Below are 15,951 nucleotides of genomic sequence, written 5' to 3'. Positions count from 1 at the left end.
CCCCTCGTCGCGGCCGTCCCTCCCCTGCAAAAGCGCATCTCGATCCCCCCGTGGCTTGATCCACGGCCATGCTACCACCGAGGCGGATGTCTCCCGAGGAACGGCAACCCCTTGATTGTGGTCTACCGTAGTAAGCAGCCCAAATCTCCAGGTGCGCCATGGACGAGCACAAATTTTTTGCAGTCGCCACCATCGGCGGGTGGACCAGTCCCGTCCTGGGCCTTGTTCTGCTGGGCCTTGCGGGCATTGTTGGTGCTCAAGGCGCGGCCGGACCCGCCGAGGCCCCGGATAACGGGCCCGACAACGGTTTCGAGGTGGATGACTACCCGGAAGGCTCCCAGATCGACTGGCAGTCCTGGGACAGCGAACTGTTCGAGGAGTCGAAGGAGCTCGAACGGCCGATCTTCTTCTACTTTCACGGGCAGTGGTGCACCTGGTGCCGCGACTTCCAGGACGAGTCGCTGGAGAACCCCGACGTCGTCGACACCATCGATCAGCACTACATCCCGGTCCTGGTCGACCTCGACGAGCGCGCCGACCTGTTCCGCCGCTACGGTGGTCGGGGTCTGCCGTTTGTGGTGATCGTGAACCACGAGGACGAGATGCTGACCCGCTTTACCGGGCATGTGAATCCACGCGACCTGCAGGGCATCCTGGAGGCCCAGCGGGACATGTTCTCGGTCACCGGCCGCGAGATCACGCCGGACGACGCCGCGATCAATGACCTCGACCGCTTCCGCGAGATGCTCGACGAGGTCTACGACCGCTCCGGCCACCGCCTGAGCGGCAGCGCGGCCTTCGGCACGCTGAGCAAACGCCCGCAGCCCTGGACCTATCGCTTCCTGCTCGACGAGGCGGACTGGGAAGACCGCATGCCCGCCATGCTCGACCAGATCGCCGCCGACCTGTACGACGGAGTGGAGGGAGGATTCTTCTTTTTCCACGACTGGGATCAACGCGATCCGGTCCTGGCCCTCGAAACCTCCAAACGACTGGACCAGAACGCCGCGTTCCTTTGGCTGTATGCCGAGGCCTACGAGCGCTTCGGCAAGGAACATCACGCCGAATTCGCCCGCGGTATTCGCGACTATCTGCGCGACCAGCTCTGGGACGAGGCTCAGTCGCGCTTCGGCAACAGCCAGTATGCGGATCGCGACTACTACCAGCTCGACCCGGAAGAACGGCTGGAGACCGATCCCCCGCGGGTGGACCGCAACACCTATGCGGACAGCTCCGGCCAGGCGATTGCCGCCCTGGCCAACATGGCCCGGGTCATGGAGGACGAGGACACCCTCGACTGGGCGCGCGAGGCCATGCAGGCCCTGGACCGGTACCTGGGCACAGAGGCCGGCTTCCTGCACGGCATCACCGCCGACGGGCGCCCGGCGATGGAGGGATACCTGCCCGCACAGATCTGGCCGGAGATCGCCCGCCTCGAATTGGCCCGCGCGATCGAGGCGCTGGAGGGCGAGAAGCCCGATCTGCCCGATCCGGTCGCCGCGCTGGACCGCCTGAAGCCGTTCTTTGACGAGGAGCTGGAGGCGCACGCCGAGCGTGTCGGATCGGACCTTGAACCGTGGTCAGAGACGCGCAGTCAGGCTGCACTGGCCTGGTGGCTGCACCGTCTGCCGGAAGAGATCGTAGAAGAATCCCACATCGATCCGGAGAAGGTTCGCGCGCGGCTGCACATCGAACCCGGCGCCGATCCCGACGACGTGGCCATCGGCTTCCAGGCCCTGCGCGCCGGCATCCCGGGACTGGACGACTGACCTAGTCGCCCCCGTCGAGCGGGTGAATCCGCACATCTCCCTCGTCGAGCATCTGCGTACCCCGCTCCGGTGGGGGCACGTCGGCGTAAGGGTCGCCGTTCCAGTGCCCCTGCTGCCAGCTCCAGCCAAACAGGGCAAGATTCGCCAGCAGCAACAGCACGACGAACCAGCGCATCACGAGCCCCCCTCCGCGCGTGCAATCTGCCACAGGCCTTCCAGCACGAGGTTCTCGCGCAGAGTGACGAATTCGGTGAGCTGCCCGGCAAGCCAGGATGCATCCCCACCGTGTAGCCAGCAGACGGTGTCATTGCCCAGGTGGGTGCGGGCCTCGACGATCAGGCGATCGACCGCGCCGGAGAGACCCAGCGTCAGTCCGCGCTCCAGGCCCTGTTCGCTACCAAGCCCCGGTGTCGAGTCGAGGGTCGCGGGCCAGTCACCCGGATCACGCGGGGCAACGCGGTCGGCCAGCCGGGCCTGCAGCGAATCCCAGCCCAGCTGTCGCCCCGGCAGCAAGTACCCGCCCCGATGCCGACCCTCGGCATCCAGCAGGTCGACCGTAATCGCGGTTCCCGCATCCACCAGCACGCAGGGCCCCGGCCCTTCCGCCCGGGCCGCCACCAGTGCACAGAAGCGATCCACACCCAGCTGGCCTTCGGCATAATCACTGCGCACGCCATAGCGCCCGCCCCCGTGCGTTCCCACCCAGTGGATGGGTACCGCCGCCCCCACCGCGTCTTCCAGCGCCGCCTGGCGCTCCGGGCTGCCGACACGGGCGGCCCAGATCGCCAGACCAGCGTCTTTCAGCGCCTGAGCACAATCATCAATCGCGAGGCTTGTGCCCTCGTCCAGCACATGACCGGCCGCGTCGCGGCGCTGCCACTTGATTCGGGTACTGCCGATGTCGATCAGCGCGCAGTCAGGCATGCCCAGCCCTCCGGATGGATACTTCTCCTGCGTCGACATGATGCAGGACGCCCGCCTCATCCTCGACGCGCAGACGCCCCGAATCCAGGCAAATGCCCCGGGCAATGCCCGACAGGCCCGTATCCGGTACCTGGATGGGGCGTCCGGCCAGCACATCGAGGCGGTCGAGATCGTCCGCCAGCGCCGCCAGCCCCTGTGCCATCAGCAGCGAATGCAGGCGCATCTGCCAGCCTGTCACCTCGGCCGCCAGCGCCAGCCAGTCGGGCCCCTGCCCGTCTGACAGGGCTTCCAGGTCGGTCACCTCGCGATCCAGGCCGAGCGCTCCGGAACCCCGGCGATTGAGCCCGACCCCCACCACCAGGCGCCCGGGCCGATCCGGCCGGGGAAGCCGCTGCTCGACCAGGATACCGCCCAGCTTCGCAGCGCCTACCACCAGGTCGTTCGGCCACTTGAGACCCGGGCCTTCCACACCGAGCGCCTCCAGCGCGCGGATGACCCCGATCCCCACGCCGACCGGATAGGCCGCAGGCACCGGCTGGTTGGCGGCAATCGGCCAGGAGAGCGAGAGGGCCAGGCCGGCATCCGGGGGCGCCACCCAGGCCCGGCCTCGTCGCCCCCGCCCAGCCAGCTGCTCGCGCGCCAGACACACCCTGGGGCCGGCATGCATCTGCGCGGGGTCGAGCAGTCGTGCATTGGTGGAATCCACCCGTTCCAGCACCTCCACCAGCGGCGGTTCCAGCGCGGTTCCCGCCAGGGCCTCGCGCAGCAGCCCTTCCAGTTGCGCAGTTTCCGGCGCCATAATGGGATCGGTCGTCTGGGGAGCGTTCATTCGGACGTGGGCGACAAGGGGGGGATTCGGTTGCGCAATCGTGCATATGGTAAGCGTTTCGCGGGCGGACTGCCGGCGTTGCTGCTGGCCGCCGGCGTCCTCGCCTTGCCCGCCCAGGCCGACCTTTACACCTACTACGACGCCACGGGTGCCCGCGTGATTACGGACCAGCGCCCCGAGGGCATCGAGTACGAGACCGTGCCTTCGCCCCAGCGTCCCGGCACCTCTGCCAGCCAGAGCGGAACGGCTTCAGGGGGTAGCTGGTCGCCCAGCGAGATCTTCGTGTTCGAGGGCCCGGACGGCCAGCGTCTGGTCACCAACCAGCGGAGCCAAAACGCCAACATGAACCTGATCGCCACCTACGGCCGCCCGACAGCCCGGGCGCGCTGCGGCGAACGGGCCCGCCAGGCCCTGGCCAGCGGCGGTGGCGAGTTCGCCGAGCTGATCCGCGCCGCCGCGGGTCACAACGGTGTCGACCCGGCCCTGGTACAGTCCGTGATTCACGTCGAGTCCTGCTTCGACCCCGAGGCCGTCTCGCGGGTGGGTGCGCACGGCCTGATGCAGCTGATGCCGGCCACCGCCGCCGACCTGGGCGTGACCGACCGCTTCGACCCAGCCCAGAACATCCATGGCGGCACGCGCTACCTGGCCGAGATGCTGCAGCGTTTCGACGGGGATCTGGACCTGGCCCTGGCCGCTTACAACGCGGGCCCCGGGGCGGTGGAGCGTCATGGCGGCGTACCGCCCTTCCCCGAAACCCAGACCTACATCCAGCGGGTACGGGCCCAGTACGGCTCGGGTAACGGGATTCGCTAGAAAGACGCCCTGCGTAGCGGACTAGTGGTGGAGAATCAGCGCCGCTCGCGCCCGCAGTTCCAGCACTGGGTGAACTGCGGCTCGATCCGCTCGCCGCAACGCGAGCACTTCCATTCCTTCCCGTCGTGCTCCGGCTCGCCTTCCAGGTACTCCACGATCAGCTCGCGGGCCTGCTCGGCCTGGGCCTCGTGCACCACCATCACCCGCCCCCAGCACTCGGTCGGCGGGATCTCGCCGGCGGCGCCATAAAGCCCGGCCTGGGCGACATAAGCGGGGATGCCGGCCTCCTTCAGGAGATTCTCGATGAACCCGGCCATCACCGGGTCGGCAGCGGTGTAAACGGTACGCATGACCCGACCCTAGCAGTCAGTACGTCCTATTGCACCGTGCCCTGGTTGGCTGCCTGGAAGTATTCCATCGCCTTCTGGATGGCATAGAACGGGGCCTCGTCGAGGGCCTCGCGGGTGTGCGGCTCATGGACGTCGGCGTGATACTTGCGCATCGCGAGCACATGGATCGGCAGCTCGCGCGCAAACATCGGGTTGTCGAAATTGAAAAACTGCCCCAGGCCCAGCACGAGGTTCTTGCGCTCCTCGGCCTCGAGCGCCTCCGGGCTGACCGCGACATCCGGCAGCTGGCCGGCCTGACCGGTCACGGTCACGACGATCTCGCGATCACCGTCAGCCGCGACCGGGCGTTCCTCGTCACCGCTGATCAGCTTCAGGTCTTCCGACAGGTCCAGGTAGCCCTTCGCCAGGATGTGGCCATGCGGCTGGAATACCTTGCTGGACATATTCACGGCCCACAGCTCCAGGGCCTCCTTCAGCTGCTGAGCCGTCTGCGTCTCGCCTAGGGCAAACAGCTGCTGGGCGTAGAGGATGTCCCATACCCAGACCTGGCCGTACTCCGGCAGCTCTTCGTCCTCGCCCGCAGTCACGGACACGCGCTGAATTTCGGGCTCGTCCGCCGCGCGGGCATGCAAGGTGATCGTAAAACTGGCCAAGGCGTTCTCTCCTGCCGACGATGGAACGGCCATCGCGTAAATGCATCAGCGCCCCAGTATAACGAACACCCCGTACAGCACTCGGTTCTTCCACGCCGGCCGGGGCCTTGCCGCCAACGGCCATCTCACCTGTTAGCTGGCCATGCGCGGCCGCTCGGCACCCACGGGTTGTCCCAACCGGGCCTCCAGGTCGGCCGCGCGCCGCGCCAGGGACCCTGACACCGCGAACCCGGCCAGCACACCGTCGGCATGGAACTCCAGCTGGCGACCGGAGGGAGTGGATTCAGTCTCGACCCAAGCGCCTCGAGCGACGTCGCGCGGCGGACAGACATTCAGGGGCAGGCTTGTGGTCTTCACCTGGACCGTACCGGGTCCGGGCACATACTCCGTCACGTCGCCACCGAGGGTTCGAGCCAGCACCGCCGCCTGGTCGCGCAGCGTCTCCACGTACGGGCGCAACCGGCCGGCAAACTCGCAGCCGTCGCCGAGGGCAAAGATCGCCGCATCGGAGGTCGCCAGTTGTGCATTCACGCGGACCCCGAGGCCGCAGTCCAGACCAGCCGCCCGGGCGATGTCGTTCTGACCCTCAAGCCCCAGTGCGGACAGCACCACCGCCGCCTGGACCGGTTCGCCGTCCTGCAGCTCGATGGTCGTCCCCGGCCCTCCCTTGTTCAGGCCAACGATATTGGCATCCAGCCGCAAATCGACACCACTCTTCTCCAGGGCTGCGGCGAGGTCCCGGCTCATGGGCAACGGCAACAGCCCCGCGAGTGGTTGTGTGGCGCATTCGATCAGCGTGACCGGGAAACCTCCCCTGGCCAGGTCATCGGCCAGCTCGCAGCCCACCAGACCCGCCCCAATGATGGCCACCGGCGTCTCGGCCGGGCTCTTTCCCGGCGCTTCCAGTGCCTCGCGCAGCAGACAGTAGTCATCCAGGGTGTTCACGGCCAGCGGGGCCGGCGCGTCCCCCGGAAACTCGATGCGGCGCGGCCGGGCACCGGTGGCCAGCACCAGCTGGCCATAGGGGATACCTCCCCGGGCCGTGATCACACGCTGGCGGTCGCGATCGATGCCCAGCACGCGCAGAAACGGCATCAGCTCCACACCCAGACGCCCCGCGCGCTGCTGCCCGCCCTCCTCGACCAGTTCGTCGAGCGCGGTCTCGCGGCCAAACGCGTTCGACAGCCGCGGCTTGGTGTAATAGTCGCCACTGTCCGCGGTAATCATGCGGATGGTGCGGCGCGGGTCCTGCTCCCGCAGGCGCTCGGCCAGGGCCCAGCCGGCCATGCCGGCACCCACGATCACGACCGCGTCGGGATCGTCGCCGCGCGGGCCACTCCAGGCGCTTGCGGCGGAGACCGCGTCGGTGGACTCGGCCCGCGGCTCGAAGGGACTGAAGTCCGCCTTGGTCACGTTGCAGTCCGGGCAGTACCAGTCCTCGGGGATGTCCTCGAAGCGGGTGCCCGGCGCGAGGCCGGAGTCGGGATCACCCTTCGCCTCGTCGTAGATATAGCCGCAGACCTTGCAGATATAGCGCTTGTAGTCGTCGGTTTCGGTAGTCATCACGCGGCCTCCAGAGTGTCCAGAATCGCCTGCAGCTTCGGATCCAGCTCCGCACCGATGGTGTCGAGCTCAGGGCTCGCCCAGGGCTTGAATACCTCCCGCGCCGAGCGCGTGCGTATGCACAGGGCATCGCCCTCATCCGATACATGGATGCGCAGCGGGATATCGATTCCGGCGCCCTTGCAGGCCTGCCACACGCGCACCGCGTAGCTCGGGTGAAAGACCTCGAGGATCTGGTCGGTAGGGACCTCGACCCCGATCTTTGCCGCATTGGCCTGGCCGTTGATGTGCGAGACCAGCTTCAGTCCCTGGGCTTCGATCGCCTGCTTCAGCCGTTCCACGGCGGTCTCGGGGTCCAGTCGGGTGGTGGTTTCCAACATGGGGATTCCTTGCATTCGGGGCGCGGTCCCGGCTTCACCGGGGCTGCGCGGGTTCGAGGGGCACCGGTTCAGTGGGCGTGGATCCGTGCAAGCTCCTTGCGCAGGTGCTTGATCGCGGGCGTCACAATCGCGACGAAGTACGACTCGCGCAGCTTGCGCTGGGCCGCCGCGTCCGCCTTGTAGCCCCGCGCACCGCAGTGCAGCAGGGCCGACTGCGAGGCGCGCAGCGACAGCTCGGAGCCCGTCAGTCGCATCTGCAGCACATCGGCAAAGAAGCGCTCGGAGTCATCGAACGGTGTCTCCGACAGCGCGTAACAGGCACTGCGGGCATCCGCCAGGGCCTCCTCCAGCTCGCCGACCTGGTCATCCAGATAGCCATTCACGTGCGCGAGGGTCTCGTTGGACTCGCGCATGGTCTCGATGCAGCCATCGATCAGGCCCAGCCCCATGCCCATCTGCAGCAGCACAAAACCGGGGCGAATGCGGCGGATGTACTCCGGCAGAGGGTCCGCAAGGATATGGGCATCCGGCACGAACACCCGGTCGAAGTGGCAACCGAAGGTGCGCGAGCCCTCCAGCGCGGTGAACTCGGGGCAGGCCGTCAGGCTGAAACCGGGATCGGCACAGTTGATCAGCGCCATCAACGGACGCGGGTTGGCATCAGTGGTACGGAAGATCGCGCCAAAATAATGGTCCTCGCCCAGGTTGGACACCCAGGGCAGCGCGCCGGAGACGATATAGCCGCCATCGACGCGCTCGGCATTCAGCTTCAACTCCTCGATGTTGGCGAACCACTTCATAGGATTGGACAGAGCGGTCGCGCCCAGCGCCTCGGCATTGGCGAGCTTCGGCAGGGCCTCGCGCTTGAGCACGTCGGAGTCACTGTTCTCCGCGTACCAGGCGCAGGCGTTCTGGCACCAGGCCACAAAGCCTGTGGTCATACACTCGGCCGAAATCACCTCGGTCGCGCGGATCGCGCCGGCAATGTCCGTCGTACCGGTCGCGTTCTGGCTGGCCAGGTGGCGATTGAATGCGCCGAGGCGACCCGCCTCGCGCAGGAAATTCTCGGGGTAGACGCCCTCGCGATCGATGCGGGCGGTTAGCGGCGCGAGTTCGCGTTCCACCAGCGCCTTCAGCGGGGCATCGGCGTCCGCCGGCCCTGCGGCCGGCGACACCCCCGTCTGTTCGTCAGTACGGGTCTGCAACATGGGTTCTCTCTCCCGTTCGGGATGGCAGGTGGTTCAGGCCAGCTCGACGCTGACACCAACCGGGTTGCGCATGGTGTTGGCCACGGGCGACCAGAAGTCGGCATGGGCCACCAGCTCTTTCAGTTGCTCCTCGCTGGCATCTCCCTCCAGGTGCGCCTTCACGCGGATATCGGTGAAGCCGAGGCGCTTGTTGACGTCGGTATCGCCCACACCCCACACGGCGGTCACGTTGATGTCGCCCTCCAGCGTCAGTTCCAGCTTGGTCAGCGTGATGCCGCGGTCGATTGCGTTGGCGTGCATGCCGACCGAAAGACAGGCGCCCAGGCTGGCCAGTACCGCCTCGGAGGGGTTGGGGGCGGTGTCGTCACCCAGCAGGTGCGGCGGCTCGTCGATCACATGCGCATCCAGATCGCGCACGTAGGTCAGGTTGCGGAACTTGCCCTCGCAGACCGTGGTGGCCTTCAGAGTGACGATGCTTTCCGGATTGGCCTTGCCCTTGGCAGCCAGATCGTTGAGACCGTTCTGGTCGATCGGCTCCAGCGCGTTCATGGACAGGGTGGTGGTGGCTTCGGCAGTGGACATGGTGTAGCTCCTCTCGATGGTTGGCGGTCAGGGCCACCGGCTGTGGTGACCATCCCGGATCGCGCCGGGTCGACCATCGCAGTGCAGAAGCTGTGCCAACCACCGAAAAACGGCTTCATGAAGCGATTTCCACCTGAACACGACAAATTGACCAACCATCCGGGCCAGACGATTTGTCCGCTTTGTCGCCCAAGCCGGACACTTTGTCGTCTTTGTCCGCGACACGCCGGACGCCCCGGGCCGTTCGACACCCACAGATGCCCCACCCCCGCCGTGATTCAAGACCTGCGGAACGGCTCCACGTCGCCGTTTATCAGAGGGCCCGGGAATCCTCGGGCGATCACACCGCGAGGTTTGGCACGCCCCTTGTAAGGACACCTGTGAACGCGCCGTCCACCGGGCGGCACATGAACGCAGGCTTACGAGGGAAATGCCATGGGCGCCGCCATCTCCATCGACTACATCACCCACCACTATCCGGGTCAGGAAGATCCGACCCTGAAGGACATCGAGGTCACCGTCGCGCCGGGCGAGACCGTCGCCCTGATCGGCCAGAGTGGCTGTGGCAAATCCACCCTGCTGCATATGCTCGCCGGGCTGCTGCTGCCCAGCGACGGCTGCGTGCGCATCAACGGCCAGCAGGTCATCAAGCCCAGCCCGCGCTGGAACATGATGTTTCAGAAGCCTTCGCTGTACCCCTGGATGACCGTGCGCAAGAACGCCTCTCTGGGGCTGATTTTCCAGGGTCGCCGGAAAGGTCTGAAGGAGCGCATCGATCAGCTCCTGGACACGGTGGGCCTGGCGGACAAGGCCGAGGTCAACGTGCAGTCGCTCTCAGGGGGGCAGCAACAGCGCGTCGCGCTGGCCCGCAGCCTGGCGACGGACCCGGAACTGCTGCTGCTGGACGAGCCGTTCTCCGCACTGGACGCCTTCACCCGTGTTGCCCTGCAGGACGAGGTCACGCGCCTGGCACGTGAACGCGGCATCTCGGTGGTGTTTGTCACCCACGACATCGACGAGGCCGTCGCAATGGCCGACCGCGTGCTGGTCATGGGCTCCAACCCCGGCACGATCACCGCCGAGCTGAAGGTGGAACTCCCCTACCCCCGTGATCGCGCCAGCCATCAGTTCGTGGATCTCAAGAGCGAGCTCATGGAGTTCTTCGGCGCCACTCGCCACCCGGGCGGCTCCGGGGTGCAACCCCGCGCTGAATCCGAAAGCGAATCCAGCCGTCGTCAGGCGCGAATCCGCGCGGCCTGAATACCCGCAACCAACCGATACCCGTCGTCCCCGTCATCGCCAAAAAAGGAACCACCGTCATGTGCAACTGCGACCACCACCACGATATCGACCGCGAGCTCGACCAACTGCTGTCGACCAATTTCTCGCGGCGCAACTTCCTGCGCACCGCCGCCGTCGGCGGCCTGGCCGGCACCGGTCTCGCCCTGCCGGGGTCGCTGTTCGGCGCCGAGCCGGATGGCCTGGAAGAGCCCGAAGGGATCACCCGTGACTTCGACGGCGTGGTGCGGATCGGCTACATCCCGATCACCGATGCCGCCGCGCTGCTGGTGGCCCACTCCGAGGGCTATTTCGAGGACGAGGGCCTGGAGGTCGCCGATCCGACGCTGATCCGGGGCTGGTCGCCGCTGATCGAGTCCTTCGCGGCCAACCGCTTCAACCTCGTGCATCTTTTGAAGCCCATCCCCCTGTGGATGCGCTATCAGAACGATTTCCCGGTCAAGATCATGTCCTGGGCCCATATCAACGGATCGGCCGTGGTCACCGGGCGCCACGTAGAGGTCAATGACTTCTCGGATCTGGGCGGCAAGAGCGTTGCCGTGCCCTACTGGTACTCGATGCACAACGTGGTGATGCAGATGGCCCTGCGCGACGCCGGTCTGACCCCGGTGATCCGCGACCAGGGGGCGGCGCTGGAGTCGCACGAGGTCAACCTGATGCTGATGCCGCCGCCGGATATGCCGCCGGCCCTGGCCGCGCGCTCTATCGATGCCTTTATCGTGGCCGAGCCCTTCAACGCGGCAGGCGAGATGCTGGCCCACGGCAACCTGCTGCGCTTTACCGGCGACATCTGGAAGAATCACCCCTGTTGCGTGATCTGCATGAACGAACGCCTGACCAACCGCGAGCCGGAATGGACGCAGAAGGTCATGAACGCCGTGGTCCGCGCCCAGGGCACCATCCAGGAGGACAAGAAGGCGGTCGCCACCCTGCTCTCGCGTGACGGCAAGGGCTACCTGCCAATGCCAGCCGGTGTCGTCGAGCGGGCCATGACCAACTACACCAACGACTCCACCTACACCGACAGCGGCGCGATCCGCAACGCCGACTGGGGCAACGGTCGCATCGACTTCTCGCCCTGGCCCTATCCGTCCGCGACCAAGTATCTGGTCAGCGCGATGAACGAGACGCTGGTCGGTGGCGACACCACCTTCCTCCAGGACCTGGATCCCGATTTCGTGACCGAGGACCTGGTGAACTACGAGTTCGTCAAGAAGGCAATGGAGAAGCACACCGCCTGGCACGGCGCGCCCGGCGTAAACCTCGATTCGCCGTTCGAGCGCGAGGAGGTGATCGCGCTATGAACCGCGAAGCCACGATGAACGAGCTGAACCCGGCCCTGGAACGGATGATCCCGTTCCTGCGGCTGGCGGATCAGGTCCGGCGCCGGGTGCAATACCCGGCGGTGGGCATCGCCGGGCTTTTCGCCCTGTGGTGGTGGGGCGGCTGGCTGATCGCCAATAACGAGGACACGATGGCGTTCGCCAGCTTTGCCCCCGGCCCGACTCTCACGGCGTTCTGGGACCTGGTCAGCTCCGGCAACGTCTGGAAACCGATCGAGTCCAGCCTGTACCGCGTGGGCTGGGGCCTGTTCTATGCCATCGCGATCGGCGTGCCGATGGGCGTGATGATCGGCTACTTCCTGACGCTAAAGCAGATCACCCATGTGCCGTTCCAGTTCCTGCGCATGATCTCGCCGCTGGCCTGGATGCCGATTGCGGTGCTGGCCTTCGCCACCTGGGACGGGGCGATCATCTTCCTGATCGCGATCGCCGCGATTTGGCCGATCACCTATGCCACGGCCCATGGCGTCCAGCGCATCGACCCGATGTGGCTGAAGGTCGGCTCCAACCTCGGGGCCAACCCGATCCACACCCTGCGCTACATCGTGATGCCCGCGATCGCCCAGGATGTGTTTGCCGGCATCCGCCTGGCGGTAGGTGTGGCCTGGATCGTGCTGGTTCCCGCCGAGTACCTCGGCGTGACCTCCGGGCTGGGCTATGCGATCAACGATGCCCGCGACACGCTGGAGTACGACAAGCTGGCGGCCTTCGTGCTGGTGATCGGCATCATCGGCTACATGCTCGACGCGATCTGCGTGCGCCTGATCAAGCGCAGCAGCTACCACGCCGAGAGCTAGATTTAGCAAGTCGCAAGCCTCGCCGCGGTGCAATACACGCCCCGCGGCGAGGCAGACAGCACCACAACAGACCACAAAACCGCCTGCCAGCCCGCCTTACGACAGGAAATACGGGCTGGCAGGCTTTCTGCATATACCCACCCATGGCACTGCACTCGCTTTCCGAACCGGCTGCACCCGACCTGGCCACCCGCGAACAGGAGATCACCCTGTTGCTGGAGGTGGCCAAGCTGATGGGCCGTTCGGGCGATCCCGACGCCGCGATCTACCGCATCCTTGGGATGATGTCGCAATTGCTGGGGCTGAACCGGGGGCGCGTACTGCTGCCGGACCCGGACACCGGCAAGCTCCGTATCCGCCATGCCTACGGGCTGACCGATGCCGAGCGCGAACGGGGCCGCTACAGCCTCGGCGAGGGTGTGACCGGGCGCGTGATGAAGACCAGCCAGATCGCGCTGATCCAGGATATCGACAACGAGCCGGAGTACCTGGCCCGCGCGATCGACCGCGCCACCCTGCCGCAGGAGACGGTCGCCTATATCGCCGTACCCATCGTGCAGGACGAACACGCGATCGGTGTACTTGGCGTGCACCGCCTGCGCCGACGCTCGCGCCAGTTCCAGGACGACCTGAATGTGCTGCGCGTGATCGCCAGCATGATCGGCCAGGTCCTGCGCATTAACCAGCTGATCGCCGAGCGCACCGCCGAACTGGTATCGGAAAACCGTTACCTGAAAAGTGCGCTGGATACCCAGGGCGGGCAGTACGGCATCCTCGGCGAGAGCCCCGCCCTCAAGCATGTGCTCAAGCAGGTGCACCGCATCGCGGATACCCAGGCCACGGTCCTGATCACAGGGGACTCGGGGACCGGGAAGGAGAAGGTCGCGCGCATGATCCACCGGATCAGCCAGCGCAACGCCCGCCCTTTCATATCGCTTAACTGCGCGGCCATCCCGGCCGACCTGCTGGAGTCGGAGCTGTTCGGCCACGAAAAGGGGGCATTCACCGGTGCCAGCAGCGCCAAGACCGGGAAGATCGCGCTGGCCGACGGCGGCACGCTGTTCCTCGACGAAATCGGCGACATGCCGGAGGCGTTGCAGTCGAAGATCCTGCGCGTGCTGCAGGAGCGCGTGGTCCAGCCTATCGGGGGCAATCGTGACATCCCGGTGGACGTGCGCATCGTGGCCGCCACCCACAAAAACTTGCAGGCGGCCGTCAACGCGGGCGAGTTCCGGCTCGACCTGTTCTACCGTCTGAACGTGATCCCGCTGCACATGCCCGCCCTGCGCGACCGGGCCAGCGACATCCGCCTGCTGACACGACACTTCCTTGACCGTTTCACCCACCTGCACGGCTGGAACGTGGTGCTGGACGAACGCGTGCTGGAACGGCTTGAGGCCTTCGACTGGCCGGGCAACATCCGTCAACTGGAGAACGTGCTGGAACGCGCCGTTCTGCTCTCCAGCGACGGCCGCATCACGACGGCACTGATCGACGAGATCCTGCACGAGGAATCGCGCATCAGCCCCCACGAGCCCACTCGAACCCCCGCCGAGGCGGCTGCCCCGCCAGCGGTCAATCCCGCACCCCTGGCGCCCAACGATGACGCACAGCGCACCAGCGTGGTGCGTCCCTACCAGCGTGTCCATGCATCCGAGGCCGAGCGTCTGCTGCGCGCCATCGAGGAATCCAGCGGCAACAAGACGCGGGCCGCACTCGGCCTGGGGCTGACCCCGCGCCAGCTACGCTACCGCCTGAAAAAACTCGGCATAGAAGTCACTTAGAAGCGATCAAGCCGTTTAATAGGGACACTTTGTCCACTCTGTCCAGAGTGTCGACCAAGTGTCGCCAGACACCTCCCCGCCGCCTCCCCACAAATCGTCATTTCCCTTCTTGGCATGGCTTCTGCAACCCCTTGGGCATGGGCGGCGCAACCGCCCCGTTTTGAATCCGTCCACCCAGGAGAACATCGCCATGCCGACCAAGAGCCTAAGCGACCCGTTTGACGCCAATTCGGACCTGCGCCACGACAGCGCCTGCCGCCACGGCCACCACGGCCCAGGTCAGTGCAGCTGCTTCGACACGGCCGACCCCAACCTCGAACGCCGAATGGACAACGGCGAATTCGCCACGACCGAGCCGCACCATGCTGAGCACAAGGCCCAGGACACGCTGGACGAAGAGGCCCTGATCGACCGCGCGGTCGAGAGCGCGGTAGTGCGCGGCATGTTCGGCCACAACGAGATCAATCGTCGGCGTTTCCTGCAGATGCTGGGTGGCGGCACCCTGGCCGCGGCGCTGGGTTCGGTCATGCCGCTGGACAAGGTGAAGGCCGCGATCAAGGACGGCGGGCCGCTGGAGAAGACCAAGCTGCGCATCGGCTTCGTGCCGATCACCTGCGCCACGCCGATCATCATGGCCCACCCGATGGGCTTCTACGAGCGCTATGGCCTGGATGTCGACGTGATCAACACGGCGGGCTGGGCGGTCGCGCGCGACATGTCCCTCTCGGGTGAATACGACGCCTCGCACATGCTCTCGCCGATGCCGCTCTCGCTGACGATGGGCACCAGTTCCTCCAGTCGCGAGCATTTCATCATGCCGGCGATCGAGAACATCAACGGCCAGGCAATCACGCTGCACAACAAGCACAAAGACAAGCGCGATCCCAAGGACTGGAAGGGCTTCCGCTTCGCGGTACCGTTCGAGTATTCGATGCACAACTTCCTGCTGCGCTACCTGGTCGCGGAACACGGCCTGGACCCGGATCAGGACATCAGCATTCGCGTGATCCCGCCGCCGGAGATGGTCGCCAACCTGCGCGCCGAGAACATCGATGGCTACCTGGCCCCCGACCCGTTCAACCAGCGCGCGGTCTGGGACGAGATCGGCTTCATTCACATGCTGACCAAAGAGATTTGGGACGGTCATCCCTGCTGCGCCTTCGCCTGCTCCGCGGCCTGGGCCGAGGAACACCCGAACACCTTCGGGGCACTGTTCCGCTCGCTGATCGATGCCACCCAGTACTCGTCCGACATCGAGAACCGGGCCGAGATCGCCAAGGTCATTTCGCCCCGTGCCTATCTGAACCAGCCGGAGCCGGTGGTGCGCCAGGTCCTGACCGGCCGCTACGCCGACGGCCTGGGCAACGTGCAGGACGACCCGCACCGGATCGACTTCGACCCGTTCCCCTGGCATTCGATGGCCACCTGGATCCTCACGCAGATGAAGCGCTGGGGCTATGTGAGTCGCGACTTCGACTACAACCGGCTCGCCGAGGATGTCTTCCTCGCCAGCGAGTGTGCCGAGGTGATGAAAGAGCTGGGCTACGAACCGCCGAGCGACACTTACAAGAACTTCGAGATCATGGGGAAGGTGTTCGACTACACCGACCCGGAAGGCTATCTCGAAAGCTTCGAAATGCGCAGGAGCTAAGCC

16 protein-coding genes are annotated in these 15,951 nt (G+C 66.1%); 7 read left to right on the top strand and 9 right to left on the bottom strand.

The genetic code is table 11. From position 1 onward, the window contains the following. Positions 1-158: 158 nt before the first annotated feature. On the top strand, positions 159-1,769 hold the full coding sequence (locus F791_RS0100895; protein ID WP_018139095.1) for a DUF255 domain-containing protein: 1,611 nt from the start codon (positions 159-161) through the stop codon (positions 1,767-1,769). A gap of 1 nt (position 1,770) precedes the next feature. On the opposite strand, the gene F791_RS13730 is transcribed toward F791_RS0100895, so the two are convergent. The 3 genes from F791_RS13730 to F791_RS0100880 are packed head-to-tail and all read right to left on the bottom strand — an operon-like array spanning position 1,771 to position 3,492. Continuing rightward, positions 1,771-1,944, bottom strand: coding sequence for a hypothetical protein (locus tag F791_RS13730; protein ID WP_018649377.1), 174 nt, complete (start codon positions 1,942-1,944; stop codon positions 1,771-1,773). After that, positions 1,944-2,693, bottom strand: a complete 750-nt coding sequence (locus tag F791_RS0100885) for a type III pantothenate kinase (RefSeq protein WP_018995274.1) — start codon at positions 2,691-2,693, stop codon at positions 1,944-1,946. The genes F791_RS13730 and F791_RS0100885 overlap by 1 nt, the downstream gene beginning before the upstream one ends. Next, positions 2,686-3,492 carry a biotin--[acetyl-CoA-carboxylase] ligase gene (locus F791_RS0100880; protein WP_019592042.1) on the bottom strand — a complete coding sequence of 269 codons (807 nt, stop codon included), beginning with the start codon at positions 3,490-3,492 and terminating at the stop codon, positions 2,686-2,688. Before F791_RS0100880 ends, F791_RS0100885 begins: the two co-directional genes overlap by 8 nt. A gap of 60 nt (positions 3,493-3,552) precedes the next feature. On the opposite strand from F791_RS0100880, the gene F791_RS0100875 reads away from it, so the two are divergent. After that, positions 3,553-4,338 carry a lytic transglycosylase domain-containing protein gene (locus F791_RS0100875; protein WP_018139099.1) on the top strand — a complete coding sequence of 262 codons (786 nt, stop codon included), beginning with the start codon at positions 3,553-3,555 and terminating at the stop codon, positions 4,336-4,338. A gap of 35 nt (positions 4,339-4,373) precedes the next feature. Here F791_RS0100875 and F791_RS0100870 read toward each other — a convergent pair whose 3' ends face one another. The 6 genes from F791_RS0100870 to F791_RS0100845 form a co-directional block, all read right to left on the bottom strand. Then, positions 4,374-4,688 (bottom strand): DUF2007 domain-containing protein, encoded by a 315-nt coding sequence (locus tag F791_RS0100870; protein WP_018139100.1) that lies wholly within the window; start codon positions 4,686-4,688, stop codon positions 4,374-4,376. 26 nt (positions 4,689-4,714) lie between these two features. Continuing rightward, positions 4,715-5,341, bottom strand: coding sequence for a hypothetical protein (locus F791_RS0100865; protein ID WP_018174501.1), 627 nt, complete (start codon positions 5,339-5,341; stop codon positions 4,715-4,717). A 132-nt stretch (positions 5,342-5,473) separates the two neighbouring features. Beyond that, complete coding sequence (locus F791_RS0100860) at positions 5,474-6,904, bottom strand: FAD-dependent oxidoreductase (protein WP_018993579.1); 1,431 nt, start codon at positions 6,902-6,904, stop codon at positions 5,474-5,476. Continuing rightward, positions 6,904-7,284: a DUF302 domain-containing protein gene (locus F791_RS0100855; RefSeq protein WP_018993580.1), complete on the bottom strand. Its 381-nt coding sequence runs from the start codon at positions 7,282-7,284 to the stop codon at positions 6,904-6,906. Before F791_RS0100855 ends, F791_RS0100860 begins: the two co-directional genes overlap by 1 nt. 68 nt (positions 7,285-7,352) lie before the next feature. Beyond that, positions 7,353-8,492 (bottom strand): acyl-CoA dehydrogenase family protein, encoded by a 1,140-nt coding sequence (locus F791_RS0100850; RefSeq protein WP_018139104.1) that lies wholly within the window; start codon positions 8,490-8,492, stop codon positions 7,353-7,355. Between the two features lie 33 nt (positions 8,493-8,525). Continuing rightward, the gene (locus F791_RS0100845; protein WP_012982379.1) at positions 8,526-9,074 is read right to left on the bottom strand and encodes an OsmC family protein; all 549 of its coding nucleotides are present in this window, start codon (positions 9,072-9,074) and stop codon (positions 8,526-8,528) included. 435 nt (positions 9,075-9,509) lie between these two features. Here F791_RS0100845 and F791_RS0100840 point away from each other — a divergent pair, with 435 nt between their 5' ends. From F791_RS0100840 to F791_RS0100820, 5 genes are all read left to right on the top strand, one after another. Further along, a complete protein-coding gene (locus F791_RS0100840) occupies positions 9,510-10,334 on the top strand; it encodes an ABC transporter ATP-binding protein (RefSeq protein ID WP_018139105.1) in 825 nt (274 codons plus the stop codon). A 59-nt stretch (positions 10,335-10,393) separates the two neighbouring features. Beyond that, the gene (locus F791_RS0100835) at positions 10,394-11,677 is read left to right on the top strand and encodes an ABC transporter substrate-binding protein (RefSeq protein WP_018139106.1); all 1,284 of its coding nucleotides are present in this window, start codon (positions 10,394-10,396) and stop codon (positions 11,675-11,677) included. After that, a complete protein-coding gene (locus F791_RS0100830) occupies positions 11,674-12,513 on the top strand; it encodes an ABC transporter permease (protein ID WP_018139107.1) in 840 nt (279 codons plus the stop codon). Before F791_RS0100835 ends, F791_RS0100830 begins: the two co-directional genes overlap by 4 nt. Before the next feature lie 143 nt (positions 12,514-12,656). Then, positions 12,657-14,297: a sigma-54-dependent Fis family transcriptional regulator gene (locus F791_RS0100825; RefSeq protein ID WP_018139108.1), complete on the top strand. Its 1,641-nt coding sequence runs from the start codon at positions 12,657-12,659 to the stop codon at positions 14,295-14,297. A 190-nt stretch (positions 14,298-14,487) separates the two neighbouring features. Next, on the top strand, positions 14,488-15,948 hold the full coding sequence (locus F791_RS0100820; RefSeq protein WP_018174497.1) for an ABC transporter substrate-binding protein: 1,461 nt from the start codon (positions 14,488-14,490) through the stop codon (positions 15,946-15,948). The last annotated feature ends 3 nt before the right edge of the window (positions 15,949-15,951 follow it).

This window comes from Thioalkalivibrio sp. ALRh (assembly GCF_000381425.1).
Taxonomy (GTDB): domain Bacteria; phylum Pseudomonadota; class Gammaproteobacteria; order Ectothiorhodospirales; family Ectothiorhodospiraceae; genus Thioalkalivibrio.
Note: the sequence above shows the minus strand (reverse complement) of the source record. Positions and strands in the feature narration are given on the sequence as shown.